This window comes from Pseudomonas fluorescens, assembly GCF_902497995.1.
Lineage (GTDB): Bacteria > Pseudomonadota > Gammaproteobacteria > Pseudomonadales > Pseudomonadaceae > Aquipseudomonas > Aquipseudomonas fluorescens_BK.
The window spans coordinates 25,855-38,369 of sequence record NZ_CABVII010000019.1 but is presented as its reverse complement, the minus strand read 5'-3'; the positions used below and the strand labels follow the sequence as shown (position 1 = coordinate 38,369).

Below are 12,515 nucleotides of genomic sequence, written 5' to 3'. Positions count from 1 at the left end.
GACTCAAACCGCAATGACCTGTTGTCAAAACCTGCGTGTTTTGGGATGTATCACTCCGCCATCTGCAAGTCCGGCATCTTCACCCTGAACCCACGCGTGACACCCAACAAACAAATCAGCCCCAAACCCATCCAGCACAGACCAATCGTGAACGCCATACCGGAAAGGCTTGTCCACAGCCAAATGGTGCTGAGAAACCCCAAGGCCGGCAGCGCCGCGTACATCAGGTAGTTGCGTGTGCCGCGCAGTTTCTGGTCGACCAGGTAATGCTTGATCACCGCCAGGTTCACCGCCGAGAACGCGAAGAGCGCGCCGAAGCTGATCATGTTGGCGACGGTATCCAGGGTGATAAACAAGGCAATCAGCGAGAACAGGCTGACCAGCATGATCGCGGGGGCCGGCACGCGCTTTTTCGTGACCAGCTTGCCGAACACGCTCGGCAATGCACCATCGCGCCCCATCGCGAACAGCACGCGCGAGACACTCGCCTGGGAGACCATTGCCGAAGCGAAACAGCCCGCTACATAGGTCGCGGTAAATGCAGTCACCAGCAGTTCACCGCCGACGCGGCGCATCACGTCCACTGAGGCTGAATCAGGGTCGGCGAAACTGTTCCATTCCGGAAACACCATCTGGGCGAAATACGAAACCAGCAGAAACAACAGCCCCCCGAACAACGACACCACCATAATGGCGAGCGGAATAGTTCTTCGCGGGTTGGGTGTTTCCTCGGCCATGGTCGACACGGCATCGAAGCCAAGAAACGACAGGCAGAGCACCGCAGCGCCCGCCATGACCAGCGGGACGCTGAAACCTTCATGATGGAAAGGTGCGAGCAGCGAAACCGGGGCAGAATGCCCACTCAGGTTGTGAAGCGATAACGCGACGAACACAACGATGAAGACCAACTGGGCAACCACGAGTATCCAGTTGACCCGCGTGATGGACTCGATGCCGACCAGATTTAGAACGGTGACCAGCGCAATTGAACCGAGCACCCACACGGCGGTAGGCACAGCGGGAAAATATTCCGACATGTAGATGCCGATCAGCAGATAACTGAGCAACGGCAAGAAGATGTAATCCAGTAACAAGGTCCAACCTGCAATAAAGCCGAAATACGCGCCAAATGCCTTGCGCGTATAGGTATAAACCGATCCTGAATAGGGGTGCGCCTGGACCATGCGTCCATAGCTGTAAGCGGTCAGCAACATGGCCGCAAGGGTCAGCAGGTAGGCGGTGGGCAAGTGCCCTTTGGTCATCTGGGTGACGAGGCCATAGGTTGTAAACACCGCCAGCGGGACCATGTATGCCAGACCGAAAAGTACCAGTCCGACGAGCCCCAGGGGCTGTCGAAACCTACGCGATGAAGTGGGTTGCGATGGGGAATGATGGGAGGGAGCATCGGCCACGTTTGTTATTGTATTCATTGCTGACTCCTGGAAATGGGCATGCAGGACGCCGCGGTATCCGATGAAATCGATACCGTTATCCGTTGAAAAGTGGACTGCCCTATGTGCACGCTGGGCAATGTAACGATGCGGTTCTCCACCCCTTGCGCGGGAGTGGAAAACCGCTCACTTCACAGCTTTCCCGCGATCCGTGCGGTGCGGTCTACCGCGATACGGGTCTTGTCCACCAGTTCGTCGAGTTCCGCGCGCGTTGCTACCAGTGCCGGCGCCATGATCATGCGGCCGAGTGTCGAGCGAATGATCACACCCTCTTCAAAACCAAAGGTGCGGCACTGCCAGGCCAGGTCATTTTCATTGTCGAAGCGCTTGCGTGTGTCTTTGTCCTCGGCGAACTGCATGGCCGCGAGCAGACCGGTTCCCTGGACCTCGCCGATCATCGGATGGTTGCCAAACACTTCACGCAGGATCTGCTGCAAGTACGGCCCGGTATCTTCCTTTACCGTGCGAACAATGCCTTCATCACGCAACGCCTTGAGGTTGGCGAGTGCAACCGCCGCCGCGACCGGGTGCCCGGAATAGGTCAGGCCGTGGGCGAACACGCCGCCCCGCTCCACCAGCGCATCCGCAATGCGTTTGCTCAGCACCAGGCCGCCCATGGGGATATAGCCGGAGGTCAGGCCCTTGGCGATCGAAAGGGTGTCGGGCTCGAAGCCGAAATACTCGTGGGCGAACCACTCGCCCGTGCGACCAAAACCGCCAATCACCTCATCGGCGCACAGCAGCACATCGTATTGACGGCAGATGCGCTGGATTTCCGGCCAGTAGCTTTGCGGCGGGAAAATCATCCCGCCTGCGCCCTGGAAGGGTTCGGCGATAAAGCCCGCAACATTTTCGGCGCCCAGTTCGAGAATCTTCTCTTCCAGTTGCAAGGCGCAGCGACGACCGAACTCGGCCGGAGTCAAGTCGCCGCCCTGTGCGTACCAGTAGGGCTCATCGATGTGCGCCACGTCCGGAATCATGCCGCCCATCTCGTGCATGAACTTCATGCCGCCCAGCGCAGAAGCCGCCAGGGTGGAGCCGTGATAGCCATTCCAGCGACCGATCATGATCTTTTTCTTGGGTTGGCCGACCACTTGCCAGTAGCGGCGAACGGTACGGATCAACACCTCGTTGGCTTCGGAGCCGGAGTTGGTGTAGATCACGTGACTGTAGTGGCCCGGGAGCAGGCTGAACAGCAGCTCGGACAGCTCAATCACCGCCGGATGAGTGGTGTGGAAGAACATGTTGTAGTACGCCAACTGGTCCATCTGCGCGGCGGCGGCGGCGGTCAGGTCCTTTCGCCCATAACCGAGCTGGGTGCACCACAGACCCGACATGCCGTCCAGGTAGCGCTTACCTTCACTGTCCCACAGATACAGGCCCTCACCACGCACCATCACGCGCGGGCCTTCGGCGTTCAGCGCCTTTTGATCCAGAAACGCGTGGATGTGGTGGGCCGCGTCGGACTTCTGATAGTCCTGGGTTTGGCGTTTGGGTTCGAATGGCAGGTTCATGTTTTTTCTCTCTTGTTAGTCGTCATCCGCTCAGCGGATCTTGTTCATGTAGCTTTCAAGGGGGTCCTTGCTCAGCACGCCCTGTGCCTCGGCCAACGAATCGATGAACAGCGAAAACAGTTCCGATTGCGCACCGATATCGAGCTTGCTGTAGATGTGTTTGCGGTGGGATTTGATGGTGTCTTCCGATACACCCAGGCGCTCGGCAAGCGAGCGGGTGGAGTGCCCACGCAGGATCAATTGGGCGATACGACATTCGCGCTCGGTCAGGATCGACGAGCCAAAATTGTTCAGCGCCGAGTGAATACGCTGCTCCAGCAGGCTTTCGAAGCGGGAACCCTGCGCTTGCAGACCAACGAAGTGTTTGCCCAACACCGCCAGCACCCAGGGCGCTATACGCTTGAATTGTTGGGTGGTGGCCGCGTCCAGCTTCTGCGTAAATGCCAGAGATACCGCCAGACTCAACCCGTTGTTGGACTGCAGGATGTAGTTCAACTCATCCTCCAGGTGCGAATGTCGGTAAAACGACTGGAAGTACTCGCTGAGCTCGAAATGATCGGGGGCGACATCGGCAAGGTCGTAACACCCGGAGCCGACGCCCTCTACGCACGCGCCGTAAAACGGATCGAGCAAATAGAAGCCCGACAGGTACTGACGCACATTACCCTGCGGCAGCCATGGGCCTTCCAATTCAAACAATGCGCTGGGCATGCCACCGTGCGGATACAGGTAGAGCGTGGTGGCCTGGATCGGCCAGATACAACCGAGGGCCTCGAACAAAGTGGCGGCGAAGCCCGCTTGCCCGATGCTCTCGGTTACCTTGGCGATCTGTTCAAACCATTGCGCAGAAGAAAGCCGGTCGTTTTCCACTTCGAAGACTCGCTGAAAGAACGTTAGAGATGGTCCCACACCCGGGAAACCATCGAAATCACCCTATAGGGTGAGCCTGCATCCGATATTTATGCTCACTTCCCAGCTTAATAATATTTTATTAACAGCCCCCCTCCCCCTAGCCTTGAAGTCATGCACGAACTGAATCCACCTGCCGATTATCGCAACCGGGATTTCTGCTGGTGGCTGGGGGTGTTGGGCGAGTGGGACCAAGCGGCGATGAAACCCGGCCGTGAGCACGTAACCATTGCAGTGAGCGGTGCACACGGCGGCAAGACAATCGATTTCCGTGAGCTGGCCCAGCAAGGCATGACCCTGGTTGGCCTCACGCAATCCTTCAGCGGCAACCTCGCCAGCTTCCAGCCCAACCTGGTGGAAAACCTGGCGCGTGGCGATGAAAACTACCTGGCCTTGCTGGATGCGGCCGACGCCTACGTGGAGCGCAACGGCCTGGACTTGCCGCTGGAGCCTGAAGCCCGTCGCGTGTTTCCCGACGCCGACTGTATCAAGAACCCGATTCTGGGACTGGACCTCGACAAAGCCGGCATCACCTCGATCATCTGGGCCACTGGGTTTGCCGTGGACTACAGCTGGCTGAAGGTCGATGCGTTTGACGCCGCCGGCAAGCCCCAGCATCAGCGCGGCGTCTCCAGCGAATCCGGGATCTATTTCCTCGGTTTGCCGTGGCAGTCGCGCCGTGGCTCGTCGTTTATCTGGGGCGTGTGGCACGACGCCAAATACGTCGCCGACCATATCGCCATTCAGCGCCAATACCTTGAGTACCGCGACGCCGCCCCGGTGGTTCGTCAGTCCCCTGTCAACGCCTGATCCCTTTTTTCCGGAGTTTTTTGATGCCTACTCACACTCGTATCCGTATGTTCAACACCAAGGAAACCTACCCTAACCAAACCCTGGACAACGACCTGTGCCAGGCCGTACGCGCCGGCAATACCGTGTATGTTCGCGGCCAGGTGGGCACTGATTTCGAGGGTAACCTGATTGGCCCCGGCGACCCGCGCGCCCAGACCGAACAGGCGATGAAGAACGTCAAGCAACTGCTGGAAGAGGCCGGCAGCGACCTGAGCCATATCGTCAAAACCACCACCTACCTGATTGACCCGCGCTACCGCGAGCCGGTGTACCAGGAAGTCGGCAAATGGCTCAAGGGTGTGTTCCCGATCTCCACCGGGCTGGTGGTGTCGGCCCTGGGTCAGCCGCAGTGGTTGATGGAAATCGATGTAATCGCGGTTATCCCGGAGTAAGGAGGCTTCCCATGACCTTTTCAATCGTGGCCCGGTGTGCGGACACTGGCCAGTTGGGCATTGCCATCAGTTCATCATCAGATACTTGGGAATCGAGGTCGATGATGCCCTGGAAATGGCGGAACAGACGGAAGTCTGACCATCTATAGCGACGGTCGATGCTAGACCGTCGCTATCCGACCCAAAGCAATGGGATGGACTCCTCCTCACTTCGGCATCTTGGGTGCCAGACTGAAAGTGCGAACCACAGTCAACAGTGAGAAGGAGGCCACACATGAAGCTTATGCGCATTGGGGTCGACTTGGCCAAGAACGTATTTCAGATCCACGGTGTGGATTGCCATGAGAAGCCGGTCTGGCGGCAGCGGCTACCACGTGATCGTTGGCTTCAAACGGTGCTGGAAAAGGTCGAGCCTGGTTGTGAGATTGGCATGGAAAGTTGCGGTGGGGCCCATCATTGGGCGCGACAACTCGAAGCTCGCGGATTTCGAGTCAAGCTGATCGCCCCCCAGTTCGTTAAACCCTATGTCAAAAGCAACAAGAACGACGCGAACGATGCCGAGGCGATCTGTGAAGCGATGAGCCGTCCCAGCATGCGCTTCGTCGCCATCAAGACGATCGAACAACAGGATATCCAGGCGACGCATCGCATCCGGGCCGGCTTAATCGAACAGCGGACGGCCAAAGCCAATCAGATCCGTGGGCTGGTCGCCGAGTACGGTCTCATTGCACCGAAGGAATTGCTGATGCTGCGTCGCGCAATACCGTGCTGGCTAGAAGATGCGGATAACGGTTTGACAGCACGCTTTCGTCGTCTGCTGGATGGTTTGTGGGACGACCTACGTGCGCTGGATGGGCGCGTACGCAAGCTCGACGGCGAGATCACTGCGATCGCGACAAACGAGCCGTCCGCCGTTCGCCTTCAACAGTTACGCGGTGTCGGCCCAATGATCGCCACCGCGCTCGTCGTCGCTCTCGGTGATGCCCGTCAGTTTGCCAATGGCCGACAGTTTGCCGCCTCGCTGGGACTGACACCCAGGCAACACAGTTCTGGTGGTAAGGGTCGACTGCTCGGTATCAGCAAGCGCGGTGATGTGTATCTGCGAACATTGATGGTGCATGGCGCACGCTCGGCGCTACGCACAGCCAAATCCAAAGAGGATCGACTCAGCCAGTGGGCCGTTCGTTTAGCCGAGCGATCGCATCCCAATGTGGCCGCTATTGCGCTGGCCAACAAAACTGCACGCATGGCTTGGGCGATGCTGCGTCACGACACTGATTACCAACCGAATCATGCAGCGGCCTGATCTATTTACCCGACGAGTTCTACGAGAGAAGCAACTCTTAACCACGATTGCGAAGCAACCTGAGCGATGGCAAACCGGTCGAACCGGCGTCGGCAAAACCCTCGAATGTCCAAGTGCGAAAAGCACGAAAAAGCGATCGGGAGCCGGCGCGCGAATAGCCCATCATGGCCCTGCATCGAAACGATGTCGTATTTAGAGGCCGAATATACGTGTGTAGTCGGCACGGGAGCCAAAGCAAAGGGGCTTGCAATGAGGAGGAGTCCATATACGGACGTAGCGAGAAAGAGGAAACCCTTAAATCCTAAATGATGTGAAGGATCCCAACGCCGGTTCATCAGTACACCTCCACTGCACCTCAACCTCGATCTCGTCCTCTAGTCCTAGCTCAAGCTTCCCCGCGATCGGCTCACGAGCGTATGGTGGCGCATTGAATGCACTCAGGGGGAGGTGATATGAGCAATGAAAGCTTAAAAAGTCTGCTTGGACACGGCGTAAAGATCGTAGGGGCAGGCGTCGGTGCTGTTGTGCAGGGATTAATAAGTCCATCGGACTCAATGGCGGGGGCTGTTATTGGTGCAACACTCGGGCAGGGCTGCGCGAACGTGTTGGACGATGTAGCAGAACGGCTCATGTCTATGAAAGAAAAAGAGCGAGTGGGCGGTGTCGCTGCGATCGCTATTAGTGAGATTAAAGAGCGTTTGCTGTGGAAAGAACCGCGTTCAGACGGTTTCTTTGACAAAAGTGAAAATGGGCCTTCGCCTGCTGAGGAAGTTTTCGAGGGAGTGCTGCTAGCTGCGAAGCAGGAGCATGAACAGCAAAAATTGCCTTATCTCGCCAATTTTTACTCAGGTCTGGTTTTCTATCCCTCGGTGTCGAAGGCGCAGGCCAATTTCCTACTGAGCCTGGCGGAAAGCATGACCTATCGCCAGTTTGTGATCCTAAGCTTGGTAGAACAGATCAATTCTTTCAAAACACGCGACCGCCCCTGGCAGGTTCGCGAACCCATGCATCCGAACTCCCATAGCATCAGCATGGAGGCATTGGTTTTGTACCAACAGCAACTCATCGTCAGCTATAACGTCAATGCGGGTCGCGGCGATAACGTGTACGAACCAGGACTCGTCATTCCAGCCAGATCAATGATTTCGGGGCCGGGCGTGACCCTCTGCTATCTAATGGGGCTACATAAAATCCCCAAACAAGAGTTAGAAGTCCTCGCAAGTGAGTGGTAATTATTAAAGATGGGAGTGAAAAGAGTGAAAAGGGGGCGGATTTATTTTACCGTCCGATTTATTTACCCTCCTTTGCTGGAAAATAAATCTGTCCCGAATGGCACTTACTTAGCAGCTAACCCCTTGAGCTAAAAGCAAAAAATGAAGAAGGGCTGGTCTTGGTCTACGGTGATAGTTGCGAACACACACCGACGAACCAAGGACACAACCCCAATGAATCGTAGACGTCAAATTCTCCAGCATCAACAGCAACGTTTTCATCGACACGCTTCGAACTGTGATGCGTATGCTTTTTTCAATCTTCTCACTGCTCCCGAACTTTTACAGCGCGTCGAGTCTGCACTGCCAGAATATCGGGAGCGTCTGTTTCCGCCGACTGAAACGCTGTCTATGTTTCTGGCTCAAGCGATGAGTGCCGACCGTTCCTGCCAGAACGCCGTCAACGACTTGTCCATCAAACGGTCTTGTGGCGGTATCAAGCCCAATAGCATTCGCACGGGCGCCTACTGTAAAGCCAGAAAGCGCCTGCCTGTGGAAATGGTTTCCACGTTGGTTAAGTACACCGGTGCTTCGATAAGTGATCAAGCACCATCGTCGTGGCGCTGGATGGGACGCCCTGTACGCCTTGTCGACGGTACGACGGTCAGCATGCCCGACACCGCGGCCAATCAGGGTGCCTATCCGCAGTCTCGCGGTCAGAAAGTCGGTCTTGGTTTCCCGCTGTGTCGAGTGGTTGGCATCGTTTGCCTCTCCAGCGGCGCCGTTTTAGATGCCGCCCTTGGGCGTTTCCGAGGCAAGGGTGGCGATGAACAGACGCTGCTCAGATCAATGCTCGACACGTTGAAAACAGGCGACATTTTGTTGGGCGACGCTTACTACGCTACTTATTTCCTGTTGTGCGAGTTGCAACGAAGAGGTGTCGATGGCGTGTTCGAACAATATGGTGCGCGACGGCGCAGCACTGACTTTCGCTTGGGTCAAAGTCTCGGTTCGGAAGATCACCTGAACGAGTTGCAAAAGCCCGAAAGAAGGCCGCCTTGGATGAGTCAGGCGCATTACGAACAGGCGCCTGAAAGGCTGACAGTGAGGGAGCTGAAGACTGGCGGAAAGACTTTGGTGACCACGTTGCATTGCCCGAAGCAGACACCAAAAACAGCCCTCAAATCGCTGTACAAGGGTCGATGGCATGTCGAGTTAGATTTGCGCAATCTCAAAGCGACGCTGGGACTTGGAAAGTTAAGCTGCAAAACCCCAGGCATGGCAGTCAAGGAGCTGTGGGTCTATCTGTTGGCACACAATCTGATCCGAATGCTCATGGCACAATCGGCTCTATTAGCTGACTGCTTACCTCGCGAACTGAGCTTCAAACACAGCCTTCAGCTACGGCTGGCGTTGCGACAATATGGCAGCCCTGAAGAAGAGGATGACCTGTCAAATTTATTGACGCTGATCGCTCAAAAGCGCGTTGGAAACCGACCTGGTCGTATCGAGCCGCGAGCCATAAAACGAAGACCTCAAGCCTACCCCTTGCTGACCAAATCACGCCGGTCAGCAAGGGCAGATGTCAGAAAAAATGGGCACGCGAAACATGTTAAGTAAGTGCCATTCAAATCTGTCCCCTTTTTCCGAGCCTCATCAGGCGCCGGGAAAAAGGGGGCCTGAAGAACCGCAAGATCACGCGCTCGGACGCAGCCGGGGCGGCCTGACGACCAAGATTCACATGCTGTGCGATGCCAATGGCGTGCCTTTGCACTTTCTACTTTCAGGCGGGCAGGCCAGTGATATCGCCTATGCCCAACCGCTGCTGGATGAGGCTTGCATCCCAAGCTTGCGCGGCCGTCCCCGCAAACGCTGTCGATGGCTGCTGGCCGACAAGGGCTATGACGCCGAGGCCTTGCGCCGTTACTGCGATCGTTATCGGATGCAGCCAGTGATCCCGTTGCGAAGCATGAAGCGCAAGCCTCGACCGGGTTTACCCAGGCTGTTTGATCGCCCCAAATACCGACAGCGCAACATCATCGAGCGCATGTTCGGATGGCTGAAGGAGAACCGCCGCATCGTTACACGCTTCGACAAGCTCGCGAAAAGTTTTGCTGCGATGGTCTCATTGGCCTGTGCCATGCGGTGTTTGCGACATTACTTTTCGTACAGAACCTAGTATCGGACCAAGCTGTACGCACTAAAGGTTCGATCATCTCTTGACGCCCTGTTCATAGTAATCTTGACTAATGATGTCGCCGGCTTTTTATGGTCAGCGCCTTTTTTTCTTGTGAGGTGACGATCATGTCGACCATTGGCGACACTTTTGACAGCGCCAATCGGGGACTAGGCCTGCACATTAATAGCGCCTGCGATCTTTCATACTATAATCATACGCTGGCTCCAGCATCCATTTGCTCGCATTCAGCCGTCGCGCGTGCAGGTGCGGACTGTATAGCAATTCATGGCTCAATATGCCTGGCCCAACTCTCGAGCCTATTTGTTCTCGGTGTTTCATATTGGAAGGTGTATCCGTCACTACCCACCATAAAAACTGGCTGTAGGCATGGTGGCGCTCAGAATTCCTTTACTCCAACGAGCTTCAGACTGATTGAAGAATCCGGGAGGATGATGTGACCGATGAACGTAACCGCCAAAATGGCAATAATGTTCAAGACTTCGATCCTTTAGTCGCTGCCGCCCTGAATGCATTCGATGCGCGGCTAGAGCGCCTGGAAAAGCCAGAGGAAAATACGTGGCTGAAGAAGATCGAAAAAAAGATGAGTTTACTTGCTCTGCTCGTAGGTATTGTGCTCAGCGCCATATCGTTGTTCGATGTATTTTGGAGCAAGCCTAACGAAGAGCGGATCAGGGACTTGGCGGAATTCAACGGCGCCGTAAACGCTGTAGCCAACCTTCGTCAAGGAATGGTGAGATTACAATTCGAATCCAATAACCCGCAAATGTTTGCCGCGATGAATTCGATGGTCATTCCTCAGGTTCTAGCCAATATTCAGTATGCGACAGAAGTGCTACCCAGACTTGGTGATGATGTGGGTATTCCACAGCTTGTAGTGTTGATATCCGAGGCAATGAATATCTACGACTGGAAGAGCGCGCAGAAGCTGGTGGACCGGGCGGTAGCTACAAAGAACGCTGCTCCTTCGATGATGTCAGAGGCCTATCGCTTTCAAGGTAGACTTATGTTTTTCACGGGCAGGATCGACTCTGGTCGAACCGCTTATGAGCAATCGTTGAAAGTGCTAGCGGGTGAGCAGGCTTTCGGTATAAATGCCACACGTGCGTTCGTTGTTTCCGACTGGATCATGGCTGAACTTTCGATGGGCGACTGTAGCCTAGCGAATAAACGCACCCAAGATTTTGCTGAGCTGGTGAGGTCATCTCAAATCGCGGGTATGGCCCGAATCGCTCTCGTCACAACTCTGAAGGCCCAGATTGCCCAGATCGTGACTAGCACCGGGCGGTGTCTGGAACCTCCGGAATTGTCGCTTTTAGATTCCTCCTTAGGTCATCAATAACGAGTACGTTTTAGTCCGTGCGACTGAGAATATAACGTGGAAAGCTTTTGGATATACATTTTTCTACTTTCTTATTCTGTGCCAGTAAGAATCAAAGGATAGCTATGAACCGCAGACAACTACTTACTGGCTTAACAATCGCTTTAGCTGGAATTCCACTAGAAACATTTGCGTACCAACAGTGCAATCCTGCTGGCGCCTGTGAAGTCGGCATTTCAATGCAAAGGCTTCATCAGACGTACGCGACTCAACAAATGTCTCAGTGGTGCTGGGCTGCTTCGATTCAGATGATTTTTTCATACTATGGCTACTATGTGAGCCAGCAAGCAATTGTTCTTCAGGTATACGGAACTATAAGCAACATACCAGCACTATCGGGGTCCGTAGTTTCTCAGGCGTTGACACGACGCTGGATCGATCAAAACGGAAATCGATTCGATGTTAGATTAATTGCAGCGTATGACGCAGACGCAGGCGTAAACGCGATAAACAACCAGCTCATTTTGCAAAGCCTCGCGCAAGAACGCCCGTTAGTGTTTGGCAATCTCTCCCACGCAATGGTATTGACAGCAGCCGCCTTTCAAAACACCCCCATGGGTCCTCAAATATTCAATCTAGGTTTCATGGATCCGTGGCCAGGAAATGGGATACGAGGTTTGACTGATCCACTGGAACTGCGCCCTATGCATTTGGGTGGACATATTCGATATCTCGCCCTCCCCATAATTACTCCTGCATAATTGTGTGTTCATAGAAGAAATGGGTTAAGGGACGGGGTTAAGGGGTTAAGGGGACAGGGGTTAAGGGGACGGATTTATTTTCGAAAAAATAAATCCGTCCCGTTTTTGCGCGTTTTTGCGTTTAAAAAATAAATCCGTCCCGTTTTTGGCGGCGGCTCTATCAAGGAACCGGTATAGGCGAGATCGCGGATTATTGGCCTTGGTTGCTGAGCATGGTCGTGCTGGCCTTCGGCGGTAATGCGCTGGAAGAGGTGCTGTTTCGCGGGTTCCTGCAAGGTCACCTCGAACACCACACCTCTGCGCTACGAGCAGCCCTGGTCAGCGCTGTCGCCTTCGCAGCCTGCCATGCGTTCCTGGCGCTACGCGTCACCCGGATTGGCTGGCCGATTTTACTGTTCACTCTGGTTGAGGGCCTGGTCTGTTCTTTCGTCCGCGTGCGCTACGGCGTAAACGCCGCCACAGCCGCACACGGGACTGCGATATTACTCATCGCCGCGCCTATGTGATTGATGACCGGCGGGTAGCGCCGGTCGACACTGCGCAGAGCGCTTTTCCTTCTCGGAAGACTGGCGGTTCAGGGTCGACTTCGGTCAGTTGTTAT

Annotated in this window: 9 protein-coding genes and 4 pseudogenes; 10 read left to right on the top strand and 3 right to left on the bottom strand. The window is 55.2% G+C overall.

The window, feature by feature from the left end:
- Window positions 1-50 precede the first annotated feature (50 nt).
- From F8N80_RS21230 to F8N80_RS21220, 3 genes are all read right to left on the bottom strand, one after another.
- Window positions 51-1,430, bottom strand: coding sequence for an APC family permease (locus tag F8N80_RS21230; protein WP_150784613.1), 1,380 nt, complete (start codon window positions 1,428-1,430; stop codon window positions 51-53).
- Window positions 1,431-1,582: 152 nt separating this feature from the next.
- Complete coding sequence (locus tag F8N80_RS21225) at window positions 1,583-2,965, bottom strand: aspartate aminotransferase family protein (RefSeq protein WP_150748334.1); 1,383 nt, start codon at window positions 2,963-2,965, stop codon at window positions 1,583-1,585.
- A 30-nt stretch (window positions 2,966-2,995) separates the two neighbouring features.
- On the bottom strand, window positions 2,996-3,835 hold the full coding sequence (locus F8N80_RS21220) for a response regulator transcription factor (RefSeq protein ID WP_150748352.1): 840 nt from the start codon (window positions 3,833-3,835) through the stop codon (window positions 2,996-2,998).
- Between the two features lie 168 nt (window positions 3,836-4,003).
- Between F8N80_RS21220 and F8N80_RS21215 the strand changes: the two are divergent.
- The 10 genes and pseudogenes from F8N80_RS21215 to F8N80_RS21170 all read left to right on the top strand — a co-directional run.
- Window positions 4,004-4,684: pseudogene (locus tag F8N80_RS21215) on the top strand (FAD-dependent oxidoreductase); the annotation flags it as partial.
- Between the two features lie 23 nt (window positions 4,685-4,707).
- Window positions 4,708-5,118, top strand: coding sequence for a RidA family protein (locus F8N80_RS21210; protein ID WP_150784612.1), 411 nt, complete (start codon window positions 4,708-4,710; stop codon window positions 5,116-5,118).
- A gap of 11 nt (window positions 5,119-5,129) precedes the next feature.
- A pseudogene (locus tag F8N80_RS21205) lies at window positions 5,130-5,231 on the top strand (DUF1028 domain-containing protein); the annotation flags it as partial.
- Window positions 5,232-5,392: 161 nt separating this feature from the next.
- A complete protein-coding gene (locus F8N80_RS21200; protein ID WP_150748336.1) occupies window positions 5,393-6,424 on the top strand; it encodes an IS110 family transposase in 1,032 nt (343 codons plus the stop codon).
- Between the two features lie 452 nt (window positions 6,425-6,876).
- The gene (locus F8N80_RS21195) at window positions 6,877-7,656 is read left to right on the top strand and encodes a hypothetical protein (protein ID WP_150748337.1); all 780 of its coding nucleotides are present in this window, start codon (window positions 6,877-6,879) and stop codon (window positions 7,654-7,656) included.
- Window positions 7,657-7,869: 213 nt separating this feature from the next.
- A complete protein-coding gene (locus F8N80_RS21190) occupies window positions 7,870-9,255 on the top strand; it encodes an IS4 family transposase (protein ID WP_150784611.1) in 1,386 nt (461 codons plus the stop codon).
- Window positions 9,256-9,282: 27 nt separating this feature from the next.
- Window positions 9,283-9,814, top strand: a pseudogene (locus F8N80_RS21185) (IS5 family transposase); the annotation flags it as partial.
- A gap of 454 nt (window positions 9,815-10,268) precedes the next feature.
- The gene (locus F8N80_RS21180) at window positions 10,269-11,174 is read left to right on the top strand and encodes a hypothetical protein (protein ID WP_150748338.1); all 906 of its coding nucleotides are present in this window, start codon (window positions 10,269-10,271) and stop codon (window positions 11,172-11,174) included.
- A gap of 104 nt (window positions 11,175-11,278) precedes the next feature.
- Window positions 11,279-11,914: a papain-like cysteine protease family protein gene (locus tag F8N80_RS21175; RefSeq protein WP_150784610.1), complete on the top strand. Its 636-nt coding sequence runs from the start codon at window positions 11,279-11,281 to the stop codon at window positions 11,912-11,914.
- A gap of 152 nt (window positions 11,915-12,066) precedes the next feature.
- Window positions 12,067-12,420: pseudogene (locus F8N80_RS21170) on the top strand (lysostaphin resistance A-like protein); the annotation flags it as partial.
- Between the last annotated feature and the right edge of the window lie 95 nt (window positions 12,421-12,515).

What these genes read in the sequence shown, in the direction of transcription:
- F8N80_RS21195 (WP_150748337.1), top strand. Translation starts at nt 6,877, where the DNA reads ATGAGCAATGAAAGCTTAAAAAGTCTGCTTGGACACGGCGTAAAGATC.
- F8N80_RS21190 (WP_150784611.1), top strand. Translation starts at nt 7,870, where the DNA reads ATGAATCGTAGACGTCAAATTCTCCAGCATCAACAGCAACGTTTTCAT.
- F8N80_RS21175 (WP_150784610.1), top strand. Translation starts at nt 11,279, where the DNA reads ATGAACCGCAGACAACTACTTACTGGCTTAACAATCGCTTTAGCTGGA.
- F8N80_RS21200 (WP_150748336.1), top strand. Translation starts at nt 5,393, where the DNA reads ATGAAGCTTATGCGCATTGGGGTCGACTTGGCCAAGAACGTATTTCAG.
- F8N80_RS21230 (WP_150784613.1), bottom strand. Translation starts at nt 1,430, where the DNA reads ATGAATACAATAACAAACGTGGCCGATGCTCCCTCCCATCATTCCCCA.
- F8N80_RS21225 (WP_150748334.1), bottom strand. Translation starts at nt 2,965, where the DNA reads ATGAACCTGCCATTCGAACCCAAACGCCAAACCCAGGACTATCAGAAG.
- F8N80_RS21210 (WP_150784612.1), top strand. Translation starts at nt 4,708, where the DNA reads ATGCCTACTCACACTCGTATCCGTATGTTCAACACCAAGGAAACCTAC.